The 17,106-nt window shown below is 68.4% G+C and carries 16 protein-coding genes; 4 read left to right on the forward strand and 12 right to left on the reverse strand.

The genetic code is table 11. The features are described 5' to 3' along the window. Nucleotide 1: 1 nt before the first annotated feature. The 4 genes from HDA44_RS16760 to HDA44_RS16775 are packed head-to-tail and all read left to right on the forward strand — an operon-like array spanning nucleotide 2 to nucleotide 3,458. On the forward strand, nucleotides 2-760 hold the full coding sequence (locus HDA44_RS16760; protein WP_184835452.1) for a class II aldolase/adducin family protein: 759 nt from the start codon (nucleotides 2-4) through the stop codon (nucleotides 758-760). Further along, a complete protein-coding gene (locus HDA44_RS16765; protein ID WP_184835454.1) occupies nucleotides 757-1,476 on the forward strand; it encodes a class II aldolase/adducin family protein in 720 nt (239 codons plus the stop codon). The genes HDA44_RS16760 and HDA44_RS16765 overlap by 4 nt, the downstream gene beginning before the upstream one ends. Continuing rightward, nucleotides 1,476-2,708: a VOC family protein gene (locus tag HDA44_RS16770; protein WP_184835456.1), complete on the forward strand. Its 1,233-nt coding sequence runs from the start codon at nucleotides 1,476-1,478 to the stop codon at nucleotides 2,706-2,708. The genes HDA44_RS16765 and HDA44_RS16770 overlap by 1 nt, the downstream gene beginning before the upstream one ends. A 36-nt stretch (nucleotides 2,709-2,744) precedes the next feature. Next, the gene (locus HDA44_RS16775; RefSeq protein WP_184835458.1) at nucleotides 2,745-3,458 is read left to right on the forward strand and encodes a dienelactone hydrolase family protein; all 714 of its coding nucleotides are present in this window, start codon (nucleotides 2,745-2,747) and stop codon (nucleotides 3,456-3,458) included. Between the two features lie 63 nt (nucleotides 3,459-3,521). On the opposite strand, the gene HDA44_RS16780 is transcribed toward HDA44_RS16775, so the two are convergent. The 12 genes from HDA44_RS16780 to HDA44_RS16835 form a co-directional block, all read right to left on the reverse strand. Further along, the gene (locus HDA44_RS16780) at nucleotides 3,522-4,097 is read right to left on the reverse strand and encodes a MarR family winged helix-turn-helix transcriptional regulator (RefSeq protein ID WP_184835460.1); all 576 of its coding nucleotides are present in this window, start codon (nucleotides 4,095-4,097) and stop codon (nucleotides 3,522-3,524) included. Nucleotides 4,098-4,128: 31 nt separating this feature from the next. Further along, nucleotides 4,129-4,638 (reverse strand): flavin reductase family protein, encoded by a 510-nt coding sequence (locus HDA44_RS16785; protein WP_184835462.1) that lies wholly within the window; start codon nucleotides 4,636-4,638, stop codon nucleotides 4,129-4,131. Then, entirely contained in the window at nucleotides 4,638-6,194 is a 1,557-nt protein-coding gene (locus HDA44_RS16790) for an MFS transporter (protein WP_184835464.1), read from the reverse strand. Before HDA44_RS16790 ends, HDA44_RS16785 begins: the two co-directional genes overlap by 1 nt. Beyond that, on the reverse strand, nucleotides 6,191-7,774 hold the full coding sequence (locus HDA44_RS16795) for an MFS transporter (RefSeq protein ID WP_184835466.1): 1,584 nt from the start codon (nucleotides 7,772-7,774) through the stop codon (nucleotides 6,191-6,193). Before HDA44_RS16795 ends, HDA44_RS16790 begins: the two co-directional genes overlap by 4 nt. Nucleotides 7,775-7,814: 40 nt before the next feature. Then, nucleotides 7,815-8,933, reverse strand: coding sequence for an LLM class flavin-dependent oxidoreductase (locus HDA44_RS16800; RefSeq protein ID WP_184835468.1), 1,119 nt, complete (start codon nucleotides 8,931-8,933; stop codon nucleotides 7,815-7,817). Continuing rightward, nucleotides 8,930-9,715, reverse strand: coding sequence for an alpha/beta fold hydrolase (locus HDA44_RS16805; protein WP_184835470.1), 786 nt, complete (start codon nucleotides 9,713-9,715; stop codon nucleotides 8,930-8,932). The genes HDA44_RS16800 and HDA44_RS16805 overlap by 4 nt, the downstream gene beginning before the upstream one ends. A gap of 97 nt (nucleotides 9,716-9,812) precedes the next feature. Beyond that, a complete protein-coding gene (locus HDA44_RS16810; protein WP_184835472.1) occupies nucleotides 9,813-10,640 on the reverse strand; it encodes a fumarylacetoacetate hydrolase family protein in 828 nt (275 codons plus the stop codon). Continuing rightward, nucleotides 10,637-11,680 (reverse strand): cupin domain-containing protein, encoded by a 1,044-nt coding sequence (locus HDA44_RS16815; protein ID WP_238352470.1) that lies wholly within the window; start codon nucleotides 11,678-11,680, stop codon nucleotides 10,637-10,639. Before HDA44_RS16815 ends, HDA44_RS16810 begins: the two co-directional genes overlap by 4 nt. A gap of 295 nt (nucleotides 11,681-11,975) precedes the next feature. After that, nucleotides 11,976-12,713 carry an IclR family transcriptional regulator gene (locus tag HDA44_RS16820; RefSeq protein ID WP_184835476.1) on the reverse strand — a complete coding sequence of 246 codons (738 nt, stop codon included), beginning with the start codon at nucleotides 12,711-12,713 and terminating at the stop codon, nucleotides 11,976-11,978. After that, on the reverse strand, nucleotides 12,710-14,149 hold the full coding sequence (locus HDA44_RS16825) for an MFS transporter (protein WP_184835478.1): 1,440 nt from the start codon (nucleotides 14,147-14,149) through the stop codon (nucleotides 12,710-12,712). The genes HDA44_RS16820 and HDA44_RS16825 overlap by 4 nt, the downstream gene beginning before the upstream one ends. A 141-nt stretch (nucleotides 14,150-14,290) precedes the next feature. Further along, nucleotides 14,291-15,388 (reverse strand): DUF917 domain-containing protein, encoded by a 1,098-nt coding sequence (locus HDA44_RS16830; RefSeq protein WP_202887401.1) that lies wholly within the window; start codon nucleotides 15,386-15,388, stop codon nucleotides 14,291-14,293. A 114-nt stretch (nucleotides 15,389-15,502) separates the two neighbouring features. After that, nucleotides 15,503-17,071 (reverse strand): hydantoinase/oxoprolinase N-terminal domain-containing protein, encoded by a 1,569-nt coding sequence (locus tag HDA44_RS16835; protein ID WP_184835480.1) that lies wholly within the window; start codon nucleotides 17,069-17,071, stop codon nucleotides 15,503-15,505. Between the last annotated feature and the right edge of the window lie 35 nt (nucleotides 17,072-17,106).

A 17,106-nucleotide genomic window follows, 5' to 3' on the forward strand; every position in this document is an offset into this window, starting at 1 on the left:
CATGACAGAGGGATCACTCCGGCCTGCTTCGATCCCTGCCGAGCTGGCAACGGATCTCGTCGCGGCCTGCCGCCTGCTGCACGCGCAAGGCCTGCTGACGTACAGCGGCCACGTTTCGGCCCGGCTGCCGGACGGTGCCGGGATGGTCATTCATTCCCGGGACAAACACCGTGGTGCCGTGACGGCAGCGGATCTGCTGACCTGCGATCTGACCGGCCAAGCGCATCTCCCGGCCGGCCAGCAGCGCGTACCGATCGAAGTCTTCATCCATACCGGGATCTACCGGAACCGCCCCGATGTGCAGTCCGTCGTGCACACGCATTCGCCGCTGGCGGCGGTGTTCAGTACGACGCGGACGCCGATCGTCGCGGCGAAGAATCACGCCTACCGGTGGCGAGACGGCGTACCTACTCATCCCGATCCGACCCACATCGGCAGCAGCGAACAAGGCGCCGAGCTCGCGGCCACGCTCGGCCGCCACCACGCGGCCTTGCTACGTACGCACGGCGGCGTCATCGTTGCCGAAAGCATCGAAGCGGCCGTTGTCGACAGCATCCATTTCGAAGAGAACCTGAAGACCCAGCTCGCCGCGACCAGCCTCGGTCAGTTCGCTCCGCTCACGGACGACGAGCTCGACCGGCTCAGCGCCGGCTTCAACCGGGAACGGCACGTCCGCCGGCTGTGGCGCTACTACCTCGAAGACGCGACGCTCGGCAGGAACCATCGGACGGCGTCGCTCGAGCCGGAACCGATCGCATGATTGGGCAACCCAACGACCTCGACGAGGCGCGCGAGTTGCTCGCGGACGCCTGCCGGGTGCTGTACCGGCTCGGCCTGGTCGACTACATGGGCCATCCGAGTATCCGGATACCCGGCTCCGACCTGATCCTGATCAAGCCGCGGCATTCGACCCGGATCGGCGCGCAGGACGCGATCCCGCCGGAACGGATGGCGGTGATCGATCTCGACGGCCGCCTGATCGCCGGCACCGACCCGCCGCCCGGCGAACGGTTCATCCACACCGCGATCTACCGGGCCCGGCCGGACGTCGGCGCGATCGTCCACACCCATCAACCGATGGCGACGGTGATGGGGATCGCCGGCGAACCGATCCAGCCGATTCTGCACGTCCAGTCGGAGCTGGTGTCCACACCGGTTCCGGTCTGGGAGTGCGCGAAACTCGTCACCGACGCCGAGCTCGGCGCGGACCTGGCCCAAGCCCTTGGTACGCATCGCGTCTGCCATCTTCGCGGCCACGGAATCGTCAGCGTGGCCGAATCCCTGCCCGAGGCCGTGATCAACGCGATCCATCTCGAGCAGCTGGCCGAGGCGTCCTGGCGGGTCCGCGCGCTGGGCGCGCGGCCGCGGGTCATTCCACCCGGCGAGATCGAGCAGCGCGCCGCCACCGGCTCCGGCTGGGCGGTGCGCTGGCACTACTACCTGGAGACAACCGACCACACCATGAGGAGAACGTGATGACCGCGCAACCGGCTGCCCGGAAGAAGTTCGACGTCGGCGGGGTACTGCTGGACCGCCCGTTCAAGATCCGCAGACTCAACCACTTCGGCCTCAACACCGCGGACATGGACGCCGCGCTGCACTTCTACGGAACCCTGCTCGGCTTCCGGGTCACCGACACCCTGGACATGACCGGGATCGTCAAACGCCGCTTCCCCGACCTGGAACAGCCTTGTTCCGGTACGGGTTACTTCCTGCAGCACAACAGCGACCACCACACGCTCGTACTGTTCAGCGCCTGGCACTACCAGACCCTGATGGGCAACCTGCCCGACGGCGTGAGCGCGAACCAGATCACCTGGCAGGCAAACAGCATGGCCGAGGTGAACAACGCGATCGGCTGGTTCCAGGGCAACGGTCACAAGCTGCACAAGGTCGGCCGGGACATGCCGGGATCGAACTGGCACCTGTACATGTTCGATCCCGACCGGCACCGGAACGAGATCGTGTACGGCATCGAGCAGATCGGCTGGGACGGTCTGAGCAAGCCACGCGAAATGTACTACCGCGCCTTCCACGACACGCCCGCGATCCCGCAGACCAACGAGTACACCGAGGTCCAGGATGCGCTTGCCCGCGGCATCGACATCCACTCCGGGTACCGCCACCTGGACGCGCTGCCGGCGAACCACGACGTCGAAGGCATCATGCTCCCCCGCCCGTTCAAGGTCGTGAAGCACGGGCCGGTCGGGCTGTTCGTGGAGGACCTGGAGATCGCGCTGGACTTCTACGTCCACGAACTCGGTTTCACCATCACCGAAGAGGTCACGTACGAGGGCCATCGCTGCGTCTACCTGCGCGCGAACACCGAACATCACTCGCTGGCGCTGTACCCGATCGAGATGCGCGGAGTCACGGGCCTTGCACAGACCAGTACGACGGCGATGTTCGGCTGCCAGGTCGCGAGCTACCGGCAACTGCGCAACGCGGTGGAGTTCTTCAAGGCCAACGGTTGCGACGTACTCGAACCTGATCCCGCGCTGCACCCGGGGATCGACTACGCCGCGCACGTGGTGGACCCGGACGGGCACGTCGTGCAGCTCTACTACTACATGGAGCAGATCGGCTGGGACGGCAAGCCGCGGCCGGCCGCGGAGCGTCCGGTGATCACACCCGGCGAATGGCCCGAAACCGTGCCGAACTACAGCGACACCTATCAGGGCGAGACGTTCCTCGGCCCGTGGGGCTGACCGACCATCCGTTCCCGTTCACAAGGAGAACATTTCATGTCCGAAGACATCACGGCCGGCCGGATCAAGGTCGGTGAGCTCAACGCGTACCTGGCCCGGCCGACCGCTCCGCACACCGGCGGGATGCTCCTGCTGCCGATGCTCAGTGGGCTGGGCAAGCAGCTCCGCACGTACGCCGAGGACGTCGCCCGCACCGGGGTCGCCGCACTGGCCTGGGACCCGTGGCACGGTCCGACCGGCGACGAGCTCGATCACGAGCAGCTCCGCGGGTTGCTCGGTGGCCTGAAGGACCCGACCGCGCTCGAAGAGCAGAAGACCCTGCTGGACCACATGTTCGGCGAGCTGGGCCTGGCCAAGGTCGGCGTGATGGGCTGGTGCCTCGGCGGCCGGTACGCGCTGGTGCTCGCCGCGCACGACCACCGGGTCGCCAGCTGCGTCGCGTACCACCCGACGGTGATGCCCGAGCCGACGCCGGCCCAGGACGAGGACGCTGTCGCGCTGGCCAGCGAGATCACCTGCCCGACGTCACTGATCTACCCGGGCGCGGACCACATCGTGCCGCTGGAGAGCTTCAAGCTGCTGCAGAAGGCGCTGAACAAGCGGGAGTCGGCGCCCAGCGTGGTGCACATCTACCCGGGCGCCGGCCACGGCTTCATGGAGGCCGGCCGGCAGGACCAGGAAGCCAACCGACTGGCGACGAAGCTGTCCTGGCCGCAGACCCTCGAGTTCGTCCGCGCCACCGTGTCCTGATCGCTCGCCCGATCAGAAAGGGGCGAGGAGCCGACCGGCTCCTCGCCCTTCTTTGTTCTTCGGTCAGCTGGTCTTCTTGGTCTTTCCCCGGCCCGCGTCCTCGATCCGGCCGACCAGCTCCAGGCAGGTACTGCGGATCTCGTCCAGCGTGTCCTGCTCGACACCGTCGACCAGTTGCAGCGGGATGTCGAGGTACTCGGTCCAGATCTTGTCGAACAGCTTCCGCCCGGTGGGCGTCATTTGCGCCCGGATCGTCCGCCGGTCCTTCGGGTCGGCGACCCGGACCACCATGCCGTCCCGCTCGAGCTGGTCGACCAGCGCGGTCACCGCGCGGGGCGTGACGCGCAGCCGCGCGGCGAGCTTGCCCAGCGGCACGCTGTCCTGGTGCTTGAGCTGCATCAGGATCTGGAACCGCGACTCGGACAGCCCGTGACCGTTCGCCCAGGAGTCGACGTACTCGTGCATGAGCCGGCTGAGCCACCGCAGCGCGGCGAACATCTCCAGCCGCCGCATCGCGGCGGCCCCGACCAGCGGTTCGAGCATCTGCCGGGACTGCTCGTCGAAGAGCTGACCTTCCGCGTCCCGGACGATCGACGACGAACTCTTGTAGTCGTCTACAGTAGAGCCCTCAAGTGCCATGAGTTGATACTACCTGGTACCCGGGGCGCTTTCAGGCCGAACGGGCTCGGACGAAATCCGATCGGAAGAACACCAACGGGTCCAGGTCATTGCGCGCGCCGACCGCCCGTACCCGGCACGTCACCAGCAGGTGGTCACCGCCGGGCACGATCGAGTCGACCTCGGCGTCGATCCAGGCGAGCGAGCCCGCCAGGATCGGCGCGCCGCCGTACGGCGCCGGCCGCCAGGACACGCCGGCGTACTTGTCGGTCCCGCTGCGCGCGAACTGCCGCGCCAGCCAGTCCTGCCCCTCGGCCAGCACGTTGATGCTCAGTACGCCACTGCGCTCGATCGCCGGCCAGCTTCGGGACGCGCGGCCGGGGCAGATCAGCACCAGCGGCGGGTCCAGCGACAGCGAGCAGAACGACTGAATCGTCATCCCGACCGGCACCCCGTCGGTCTCCGCGGTCACCACCGACACCCCGGTCGCGAAGTTGCCGAGCGCCCGCCGGAACCGGTGCTCGTCCAGTATCCCCGCCACATCCGAGTCCAGTTCGCTCATCACGATCCTCCTGAGACGTCTTCCGCCAGCACCGCGCGGTCAGTTGTTGCTCCCGGCAACACATTCACCGGCCGGGCGCCCAGCGCGATCACCACCGCCGCCGCGCCGAGCGCCACCCAGCCCGCGACCAGGAACACTCCGTGCAGACCCGCCGTGTACGCGTCGACGGCAGCCCGCGCGTACGTGTCCCGCTGAGCCTCCGGTAGCGCGGCGATCATCCGTGCGATACCGCCCGACGAAACCGCGCCGGCCACCGCATCGACCTGCTGAGCCGGCAGCCCGGCCAGCTGCTGGGCGACCGACGAATGAATACCGGCACCCAGCACCGCGCCGTTGACCGCGATCCCGGTCGCCAGGCCGAGCTGCCGGAACGAGTAGCTGATCCCCGACCCGGCGCCGGCCTCCGCCCGCGGCACCACGCTCATCGCCAGCGCGCCGAGCATCGGATTGAAGATCCCGGCACCGATCCCGATCACCACGAACCCGGGCAGCAGAGCGCGCCAGCTGTCGCCAGGCCCGAACCCGCGCAGCGCGAACAGGCCGGCGCCGGTGACGGCGAGACCGAGAGCGACCAATCGGTGCGGCGGGAACCGCCCGACCAGGCGCCCGGTCAGCGGCGCGACGAGGAACGTGGGTCCGCTCATCGCGAGGACGATCAACCCGGCCTGCAACGGCGTATGTCCTTGCACGCTCTGCAGGAAGATCATCAGGTAGAGCAACAAGGCGAAGTGCGTCGCGCTCCCGGCGAACGCGGCCAGTTGCGCACCGCTGAAAGCCCGGTTCCGCAGCCTGCGTACGTCGAACATTGGGTACTTCACGCGCAGCTCGACGACAGCGAAGGTTGCAAAAAGCACCAGTGACGTACCCGCCAAGGTGATGATCCAGAAGCCGGCCAGGTGACGGCCCCAGGTGATCAGATAGACCAGCGCGGTCAGGGCCGGCGTGAACAGGACCGCGCCCCACCAGTCGGTACGCCGGTTGCCGATGACCTCGCCGCGAGGTACGCGCCATCGGGTGATCGCGATGGCCGCGAGGCAGATCGGCACTTGCGCGAGGAACACCCAGCGCCAGCTCGCGATCCCGACCAGCAACCCGCCGAGAATGGGGCCGAGGGCAATCGATCCGCCGGTGAACGCACCCCAGACACCGAACGCGATCCCGCGGTACCGGCCGTGGTAGGTCTCACTGAGCAGGGTCAGGGAGACCGCGTACATCATCGCGGCCGCGGTGCCTTCGAGGAATCTGGTACTCAGCAGCCAGGTCGCGTTCGGCGCCATCGCGTTGCCGACCTGCGCGACCAGGAAGAGCCCGAGCGCCGGCAGGAGTACGCGCCGGCGGCCGAGGCGATCGGCGATCGATCCGGCCGTGAGCAGGAAGGCGGCGAGCGTCAGGGAGTACACGTTCGTGATCCATTGCAGGCTGGTCAGGCCGACACCGAAGTCGGCCTGGACCCGAGGCAGCGCGACGGTCACCAGGCCGACGTCGCCCAGCAGCATCAGGTCGATCAGGCAGATCGCGGCCAGCGGCCACCAGCCACCGGACGGCTTGTCCGTCATCGTGGAGCTCCATCCTGCCGATTTGTTGGCCGAACCAACACCGCAACCAGTGCGGCGCCAACCAGTGCGACGATCCCGCCGACCAGGAAGATGCCGTTGAGCCCGGCAACGAACGCCGAATGCGCGGCGGCGGCAACGGCCGGCTGCTCGGCTTCGGGCACCGAGGCCAGCAGCGGCCGGATGGCTCCCGACGCGACCGCGTCCGCCACGTGACTCGATCCACCCGGCAACTGCTCGTCGAGCCGAGCATTGATCACCGCGCCGAACACGGCTCCGTTCACCGCGACGCCGGTGGCGATGCCCAGCTGCCGGAAGGTGTAGCTGATCCCCGAACCCATCCCGGCGCGCCGCCGCGTGACGACGCTCATCGCCAGCGCGCCGAGCATCGGATTGATCATTCCGCCGCCGAAACCGATCAGCACGAAGCCGGCCAGCAACGTCGTCCATTCGCTGCCCGGTGCGACCGACCGGAGCAGCAGGATGCCGGCGCCGGTCAGCGCGAGTCCGATTGCCACCGGCCATCGCGGGCCGATCCTGCCGACCAGGCGACCGGTCGACAAGGCGGCGAGTACGGTCAGCGCGTTCATCGGCAACAACCGCATTCCGGCCTGCAACGCGTCGTACTGAAGGACGCCCTGGAGATAGAGACTGAGATACATCAGCAGCGCGAGATGCGTCGCGCCCAACGTGAAAGCGGCCACCTGCGCGCCGCTGAACGCGGGGATGCGGAACCTGGACAGGTCGAGCATCGGCTCCCGCACCCGGCGTTCGACGGCCACGAAGATCACGAACAGGACCACGGTCGCGACGGCCGGCGCCAGTGTCGGCGCGCTCGTCCAGCCCGCGTCCTTGCCGCGGACGAGCGTGTAGACGAACAACCCGAGCATGATGCTGAACAGGACCGTGCCGGCCCAGTCTGCCCGGCCGCCGACCGGAGGCGTACGGGGTACGCCCAGCGCGACGATCGCGATCGTGACCAGGCAAACCGGCAACTGGATCAGGAAGACCCAACGCCAGTCGGCCGATTCGACCAGGATCCCGCCGACGATCGGTCCGAGCGCGATCGACGAGCCGGTCAGCGCGCCCCAGACCCCGAACGCGACCCCCTTCGTCCGGCCGCGATAGGTCTCACTCAGCACGACCAGCGAGACCGAGAACATCAGCGCGGCGGCGACACCTTCCAGCAGCCGCGTACCGATCAGAAATCCGGTACTCGGCGCGAGACCGTTTCCGAGCTGGGCGAGTAGGAAGATACCGAGACCGCACAGGAGCAAGGGTTTTCGCCCCCAGCGGTCCGCAGCCGTACCGGCGGTCAGCAGGAACGCCGCAAGTGCCATCGAATAGATGTTGGTGACCCATTGCAGGCCGGAGAGCTGAGCATGGAACTCGGCCTGCACCTTCGGCAGCGCGACGGTCACCAGTCCGACGTCGCCGAGCAGCATCAGGTCGACCAGGCAGACGGCGACCAGCGGCCACCACTGCCATCCGCTCGTACGCTGCTCCGCCGCCTGCTCCAGATCGGCCGGGTGAGTTGCCGGCCGTACTACTTCGCTGTTTCCTTGATCGGGCGCAACACTCATGACGCCACCCCTCCGTGGCAGAGAATGGGGAGAGGCCGAGTCAGAGCTGCCGAATCTGCGGCAGGACCTCGTCGGCGAAGAGTTTCATCGAACGCAGCACCCGGTCCTGCGGCAGATCACCGATCTGGAAGATCAGGTTGACCACGCCGGCGCCGACGTCCTCGCGAATCTTGCGGATCTGGGCCGCGACCGAGTCCGGTCCGCCGCAGAAGATCTGGCCCATTTCGATCCGGGCCGGCAGTCCCTGGTTCAGCCGCTCGGCGACGATGTCACGGAACCGGCCGCCGGTCGCGCCGCTGCCGCCGAACATGCCACGGCTGCCGGCGAGTCCGGTCATCCGCAGCATCGGATGCGCGACGTTGTCCGCGTACCGGAAGTGCGGCTCGATCTCGGCGAGTGCCTTCTCGTCGTTGTCCGAGACGTAGATGTCGGCCTGGTACAGCACGTCGTCCGGGCTCGTCTCGGTGCCGGCTTCGCGGGCGGTCTCCCGGTACGTACGCGCCGACTCCGCGGCGGCCGCGATGGTCGTGAACGCGAGTCCGATGCCGGCCCCACGCCGCGCGGCGAAGATCGCCGACTCCTTGCTCGAACCGGAGACGAAGATCGGCGGCAGCGGCTGCTGGACCGGACGCGGCCAGGCAGACACCACCCGGTTCTGGAAGTGCACGCCTTCCCAGCCGAACGGGCCGGGGTGGGTCCAGGTCTTGAGCATCAGGTCGTACGCCTCGACGAACCGCGGGCGGGACAACGTCGGTGACACGCCGGACACCAGGTACTCATAGGGCGTGCCGCGCAACAGACCCGCGATCAGCCGGCCACCGCTGAGATTGTCGACCATCGCGTACTCCTCGGCGAGCTGCACCGGATTCGCCAGCGGAATCCGCGCGCCCAGGATCGCGATCTTCGCCGTGCTCGTCCGCTGCGCCAGCGCCGTCGCCATCACGCTCGCGTTCGGGCACATGGCGTGCGAGGAATAATGGTGCTCGGCACAGGCGACCCAGTCGAAGCCGAGCTGCTCGGCGTACGCGGCCGCGTCGAGGGTTTCTTGGTAGCACGCCACCGAGCGGGCCGGATCGAACTGCGCGTTGGACGTCGGCCAGCGCGTCGGGAGTTCACGCAGCGGCGCGTACGGCATCAGCGTGAAGAACGACGCCTTCACCGCGACTCCCCCGGCACGCTCGCGACGAACAGTTCGCCGGTGGCCAGGAAATCGGCCACCAACGGTACGAACCGCTCGGTCGCCGACAGCGTCAGCGAGTGCGCGCTGTCAGGCAGGAACGTGGCCGAGCAGCGCGGGATCGCGTCCTGGTAGATCGTTGCGAGAGCCGGCGGTACCTGCTGGTCCTCGGTGCTCCAGAGCACCAACGTCGGTGCCTCGATCTTGCCGAGAGCGGCCCGGAAGACCTCGGGATCGTTGCCCTTGAGCAACGGCACGCCCTGGCCGGCGTTGCGGGCCCGCTGCTGTCCCGCTTCCGGCGTGAAGAACCCGTCCGGTACGGCCGGCGCCGGGCCGAAGTTGCGCAGGGCAAGTTCTTTCGGCGGCAGCGGCCGCGGCGGCGGGCCGGGTGGGAGGAAGGCGAACGGCGCCACGGCGACCAAGTTGCGGACCGCCTCCGGGTGCCGGGCGGCCAGCCACAGCGCGCAGACCGCGCCGAACGATTCACCGACCAGCTGGACCGGCTGATCCGTTACCTGCTTGACGAACGCGGCGAACACGTCGGCAACCTCGACGATCGAGCCCACCGCGCCGGTGCTGCCGTCGAAACCGGGCGCGGACGGCGCGTACACGTGGAAGTTGCCGGCCAGCTGTTCCAGGAACGGCGCGCCCGGCACCGATCCACCGACGGCGTGCAGGAAGACGAGCGGCTCGCCCGTTCCGCCTTCCAGGTACTGGATTTGTCTGCCGTCCAGCTCCAGCTCGGACTGCTTGAGGTTGGCCATGGTTCGAAGCCCTTTCGATGCGCGGTGTCTGCCTGATGCACCACGTACGGTACAGAGGACATCTACACTGTGCAAGGCTTCATTGTGGAGGCCTACACTAAATCTTCCGGACCAGGTTCTCGAGGTGGCCGATACCGGTGATCTCGGTGCTCAGCACGTCCCCATCGGCGAGATAGCGGGCCGGCGTACGAGCGTGGCCGACACCGCTCGGCGTACCGGTGGCGATCACATCTCCTGGACGCAACGTGAGGATCGTCGATGCATACCGGACCAGGTCCGTCGGTGTGAAGAGCAGGTCAGCGGTGTCCGCCTTTTGCATCAGCTCGTCGTTGACCGTGCAGCTGATCGGCAGCTCCGGGCGTACGCCACCTGGAAGTTCGTCCGGCGTCACGAGTACCGGACCGAGCGGCGTGGTGGCTTCGAACGTCTTCCCCTGCAGCCATTCCTTCGTACGGAACTGCCAATCGCGCATCGTGACATCGTTCAGTACGGTGAAACCGGCAATCGCCGCGGCTGCCTGAGCTTCGGTCGCGCGGCGTACGGTGCGGCCGATCACGACGGCCAGCTCGGCCTCCCAGTCCACGCAGGACGACTCGGGCGCCAGCTCGACCGGGTCGTACGGTCCGATCAGCGCTTCGGCGAACTTCGCGAAGAGGGTCGGATGGGCCGGCAGGTCGCGGCCCATCTCCAGGATGTGGGTGCGGTAGTTCAGTCCCACGCACAGGATCTTGCCCGGGCGCGGTACGAGCGGTGCCAGGCCCACGCTCAGCGGATGCGCCGCGCCGGCGGTTTCGGCCGCGTACGTCGGCCAGTCGGCACGCGTCAGCAGCTCGCCGACATCCGCGTACCCGAGTTCGATGAACGCGTTGGGGGTCTGGCGCGCGGCGCGGGTGCCGTTGGCGGTACGGATGGTCGCGAGTCTCATCGGTTGGCCTCCTCGACGCGCCCGCGATGCAGTTCCAGGCGCTCGATGATCGGGGCGTCGCTGAACCGGAACAGGTCCAGGCCGGTGCTGGTTTCGATGGCGAGCGGCTGCCAGGACGGCACCACGAACAGGTCACCACGGCTGGTCTGCCATTTTCTGCCGGCCACGGAGACCTCACCCTCGCCCTCGAAAATTTGGTATACCGAAGCTCCGACCTCGCGGACCGGCGTGGTCGCGGTGTCGGGTGCCAGCCGGTGGAACTCGGCCCGCAGGGTCGGCATCACGTCGCCACCCGTCGCCGGGTTGGTGAAGCGCACGGCGGCATGACCCGGCTCGACCGTCACGTCATAGCCCTCGGCTTCGAGCGCGAGTTGCTCCGCCAACGCACGGTCGGTGTGTTCCCAGCGGTATGCGAGCAGCGGCGTCGCCGGGGTTGGGCGGATCAGGCTGAGTGGGCGTAGACCGGGGTGGCTCCAGAGGCGTTCCGATCGAGAGTGGTGTGGTGCTTCGCGGGTCTCGACCTCGTCAGGTCCGAACTCGAAGAACGTCGCGTCGGTGAAGTACTGGAACGGGATGTCCAGGCCGTCGAGCCAGGCCATCGGGCGATCTGAGCTGTTGTGGTGACCGTGCCAGTTCCAGCCGGGCTGCGGCAGGAAGTCGCCGCGGCGCATGGCGACCGGGTCACCGTCGACAACCGTCCAGACGCCTTCGCCCTCGATGACGAAACGGAACGCGTTCTGGGTGTGCCGGTGGACGGGCGCGTCCTCGCCCGGGTTGAGGTACTGGATCGCGGCCCAGAGCGTCGGCGCGGCGAACGGTTTGCCGCCGAGACCCGGGTTCGCCAGCGCGATCGCACGCCGCTCCCCGCCGCGGCCGACCGGCACTAGTTCGCCGGCCCGCTCGGCCAGCGGCAAGAGCTGGTCCCAGCGCCAGAGATGCGGCTGGGCTTTGGACTGCGGGGCCATCGGCATCAGGTCCCCGATCTGCGTCCAGAGCGGAACCAGCAACTCCCGCTCGAACCCCCGATACAACTCCCCCAACTCAGATCCTTGCTCCGGGATCTCCAAGGGTTGTCGCTCGGAGGATTGCGTGAGCTGTTGCTCGGGGTGGTTGGTTCTGGTCATCGCCGGTCAAACTCCCTCGATCCGGACAGTTGGCACTGCCCGGCGAGGTGCAGGGTCCCCGCCGGGCAGGCCACCAGCGTGCCCACCCCACCCCCACCTGCCCACCTCTTTCTGCCCTCCAGAAACTCCCCAAAGGACCCACCCCACACTTTGAGAAGCCACCGAGCGTTTCCACGCTGCGTTCTTGCGCGGTGGCTTCTCAAAGTGCGGGTCAGGTGGTGAGGTCCGCTTTGATTTGGGTGGCGGTTGACGCGAGGTGGGTGATCCAGTCGGGGAGTTGGGTGCGGTTGAAGCGGGCGGTGGGCATGGCCAGGGTGATCGCGGCCTCCGGTCTGGCCGCTGCGTTGGGGATCGGCAAACTGACCGCCGTCACACCGGTTTCGGTGCGTTGATCGTTGATCGCGAAACCACGTTTGCGTACCAGCGCCAGCTCCCGGCGCAGTCTTCGCAGATCCACGTCCGCCGAGGTCTCGTACAAGGAAGCGAGCTCGGCCGGCGGCACCGCGGCGAGCAGCGCCTGGCCTCCGGCGGTCAAGTGCGCGGGCAGCGTTTGACCCATCCGGTCCCCCACGCGCAACGGCCGCGTACATTCCGTCGTCATCACGAAGCGGGTCTCCGTGCCGACGACCACCACGAGGTTCGACGTCTCGCCGACGCGGTCGGTCAGCGCGCGCAGATGCGGCCCGGCGACGCGGCGCAGCACCGCGAGCGGAGCCTCGGTGACCGGCGCCGGCCGCAGCATCCGGCCCGGGAAGTACCGGCGATCGTCCGACCGCTCGGCGAAGTCGCGGTACACCAGCATCGCCAGCAACCGATGCGCCGTCGACGGCGACACCCCGAGCCGCTCCGCCGCCTCACTCACCCGCAACTGCCCCTCGTGCCGCAGCATCTGCGCCAGCACCAGCGCATGATCCACCGAATCAATCGCGTACGCCGGCCGATTCTTCATGACAGAAAATGATAGGCCGCGAACCGTCGCGCCTGGCGCGGTCGCAAGCCGGCCACGACCAGCGCCGATACCCCGAACACGCCGGCCGCGATCACGAACCCGGTCACGAATCCGGTCTCGTCCGGCCGGTGCGTCAGCGGCGGCAGGTGCCGTGCCATCACCCTGGCCGCGAGTTGCACGCCGATGACACTGCCGATCCCGCGGGTGAACTGGATCAGTCCGGTCGCGATACCGGCCTGCTCGGTAGGTACCGCGGCGAGCACGGCATTCATCTGCCCGGTAAACGACACCGCCGCGCCCGCACCGGCCACACCCAGCCAAACCAGTAGGTGCCAGGGCTGATCATGTGCCACCACCAGCGCGCCGAAACCGCCCGCGGCCACCATTGCCGCCAGCACTAGAGCTCGTTGGGTTCCCCAACGATCATCCAGCCAACCTGCGATCGGCCCCATCATCAGGCCGATCATCGTGAACGGCGCGAGGTACAAACCGGCCTCGGTCACGGTCGCGCCGAATCCCGGTCCACGGCCGGCAGGTAGCGAGACCAGCTGCGGTATGAGGAAGAACGTCATCCCCGTACTGACGCTAGTCAGCAGGGCGGCCAGGCAGACGAGAGCCACGGTTCGCCGCCGGAGCAGGGCCGTGTCGATGAACGGATCTCGGCGCCGGCCCTTGATCCGGAGCAGCCCGAGGATTCCCAGCCCAGCGTAGGCAAGCAAAGCCCACGACCCCCATCCCCACCGCAATCCCTTGTTCAGCACCAGGTTCAGCGCAATGAAGGGCCCGGCCAGCAGGGTCAGACCCAGCCAGTCGAGGCCACGTCGCCGGACCGCCGGTTCGATCGGCTGCCGCGGAGTGACCAGTAGGAGGCCGCCGACGCAGGCGAGGAAGACGACTGTCGGGATCGCGAACATCAGATGCCTGCCCAGGTTGTCCGCGGTCAGCCCGGACACCACCAGGCCCAGCCCGCCGCCGACTCCGACCGAACCGACGAGCAGCCCAACGGCCACCTTTGCTCGGCCTGGGTTGAGCCGCCACAGCAACGCGAGGCCCAGCGGGAAGATGCCGTAGCCGCATCCTTGCAGCACCTGACCGACGATCAGCATAGTCAGGGTCGAGCCGACCGCCGAGAGCAAGCCGCCGAGCCCGGTGACGGCCGCGACGACGCGTAACACTCTGATCGGGCCGTAGATGTCCGCAAGCCGGCCGACCATTGGGGTCGCGACCGCGCCGGAAAGGGTGAAGAGGGTTACCAGTAGGGCCGAATCGGTCGGCGAGAACGACAGTTCGCGCTGCAGTAGTGGGAGCGCCGGGACCAGTACTGTCTCCAGCGCGCCCATAACACCGGCGGTGAGACACAACATGACAACCACACCACCGAGCACGCGATCACCATCGGCGGTACGGCCTACCGGCCGGCCGGGGTCCTGCATCATGAAGTCCTCCCATGCTTGGAAAGGCAGCTGCTGAAATGCACCGCGGGTGGTCGAGAGCAGCGCAGGTCGCGAGGAGCCGCGCTGGCCGGCGAGGAGTAGCGCGGGCGGGGTGCAGCGCGGGCGGCGAATGTGCGAGCGGGGTCAGTGCGCTGGGGAGGGGCGGTCCTCAACCGGGTGGTAGTCGAGGTCGTAGCCGAAGGCTCTTGGGCCGACCAGGTCGAGTGCTCGTGGCGACCGCCAGAGGGGGTGGCAGGGCCAGGCGAGCAATGCGACCCGCTGTCCGTACCGGAGCATCTCGGTGGAGATCGCCGACGCGGTCTGCGGGTCGACCATGGTGATCAGATCCGGCACGGTCGCGAGCACCTCGCCGGACTCGATCACGGCGAGATTCTCGTTCTGCAGTTCGACCCTGAGCATCCGGCCCCGGCAGCTTCCGGTGCCTTCGATCGTCACCGAACCGCGCACGAAACCACCACCGGTAGTCCGGTTGACGTCGCGGACCTTGCCCTCGATCAGGCACCGGGCACCGAGTTCGGCCATCAGCCCGGCCAGCGGATCGGGACCCTGGACGCTGCGCCCGATCCGCACCGCGGCCGAGACGCTGCCCTCGATCACCGCGCCCCGCGCCTGCGCGGCCGTCATCAGGTAGGTGGCGATCAACGCCATCCCACCACTCGCGACGCACAAGGCCCGGGCCTGCCGCTCCGCCCAGGCCGCGTCGGCCGGCCGCAGCGTACTCACCTGGCCGAGAACGTCGGCCAGCACGGTCGGATTCAACGTGATGCCGGCCAGATGCATGGACGTCATCTGCACTTCGGGAAAGGCACGTCCCATCCCATCGGCATCGAGCATTGGCACACCAAGCTGTGTCGCCCACAGGATCGGTCCCAGACCGTTGCCGCCACCGATTTCGGCCGACATCACCGCCGCGATCCGCCGGCCGGTGAGCTGCTCGATCTCTTCACAGATCAACCTCGGCTGCTCCGCATTGCCGGGCATCTCCATCGCCACCGTCGGCGCGCCGATCCCACCGAGCGGGACGACCAGCTCGTCGTCGCCGAGGTCCTCCACCCGCGCCACCGGGACGGGTCCGAATCTGCGCAGGGCCTGCGCCAGGAACGGCACCGCGTTCGCCACCGCGCCGCCTCCGCCGGTGCCGAGGACAGCACAGCCGCGGGTGAACGCGGGCAGGTCGGCCTCGGTCATCTGGGTGAGCTGAGTGGCCTGAGTCGGATGCATGGCGACAACTATGCCGAGCGGGCCCACCCCGGCCTAGGTGGCCGGAGCACAGCAAGCGCGGCCGAACTATCGCCTTGTCACAAAGCCGATTCCGGGCCGCCGCGACGGCACGCCCTACAGCCGGCTCAAGGGGCCTGCGGCAACAACGTTCACCCGGAGCGCGGGCTGGGTCAGGTACGACAACGGTGTCTCGGTGATCTCGACCACCTTGACCGTACGCGGGTCCGCCCCGGCCTCGACGGCGCGCCGGATGGCGGTGCCGCAGGAGTGCTCGATGCCCTCGTCCCGGCCGGCCCCGGCCGGAACGAGCGCCTCCCAGCGGCCGCCGGCCTGGGCGATCGCCGCGCCGACCGCGTTCGCTACCCCGGCGCGCTCGGGACGGAGTACTTCGGAGGCGCCCTCGACCTGGTCAGCGACGAGGAAGGCGCCACCGCCGACCGCGATCAGCGGCCGATCCGCCTTACCGAGCGACACCCGCTCCACCGCGTCCTCGATGGCCTGGTCGAAAGCGCTCAGTGCGGTACTGAGCAGCGTCCGGGTCGGCGCGGACCAACCGCCCGGCCAGGCCGCACCGATTCGGCCGCGGCCCGCCAACACGGCCGCGTCGGTCAGCGTCGGTGTGTTGCCGCCGAACGCCATCGCCGCCGAGGTGATCCGGTGCCCGACCGACTCCGGTCCGATCCGTGGTTCCTGCCCGGTTCCGGACACGACGGTGCCGCCACCGAAAGCCAGACTGAGAATGTCCGGCATCCGGAAGTTCGTGCTGATACCGCCGATCTCGGTGCTGAGCGCGGATTCGCGGGGAAAGCCGTTGACCAGTACGCCGAGGTCGGTGGACGTACCGCCGACATCGACGATGATCGCGTCCGCCACCCCGGACAGGTACGCGGCGCCACGGATCGAGTTCGCCGGTCCGGAGCCGATCGTCAGCACCGGATAGCGGGTGGCGTAGTCGAGCGCCATCAGGGTCCCGTCGTTCTGCGCGAAGTACGCGGCCGCGTCGATGCCACGCTCGGCGAGTACGGTCCGCAGCGCACCGGTGACCTCGCCGGCGGCGGAGTACAGCGCGGCGTTCAGCACCGTTGCGTTCTCCCGCTCGATCAGTCCGAGCGAGCCGATCTCATGGCTGAGTGAGACCGGCACGTCCGCGCCGAGGAGCTCGCGCGCGACCGCGGCAACCGTCAGCTCCTGATCGGCGATCGCCGGGCTGAACATCCCCGTCACTGCCACCGCGTCGACCGTTCCGGCCAGCGAGCCGAAGAAGCTCCTGACCGCGTCCAGGTCCAGTGGAACGACCGGCAGGCCGTCGAAGAAGTACCCACCCGCCACGATCGACGAGTCCACCACGACGGCATCGGCCAGGTCGGCCGGCCAAGTCGCCAGCGGTGGAACTCCGGTCGTCGCGGGCGCGCCGATCCGCAGCGCCGCGACCCGGCCGAGGCCACGGCGTTGCAGGATCGCATTGGTCGCGTGGGTCGTACCGAGCATCACCCGGCCGACTCGCCCGGCATCCGCGCCGAGCTCGTCGAGCACCCGGACGAGCGCCGCGTTCATACCGCTGGTGACATCGTCGCTGGTCGGCTGCTTCGTCCAGGTCCGGATCCGGTCCGCACTGTCCAGCACGACCGCGTCCGTGTTGGTGCCACCAACGTCTATGCCGATCGTCAGCTCTGTCTCGTCCATGCCGACGAGTTTGCCGAGCCGGAGCGTTCCGGCCA

The sequence above is a fragment of the Kribbella solani genome (assembly GCF_014205295.1).
Classification (GTDB): Bacteria; Actinomycetota; Actinomycetes; order Propionibacteriales; family Kribbellaceae; genus Kribbella; species Kribbella solani.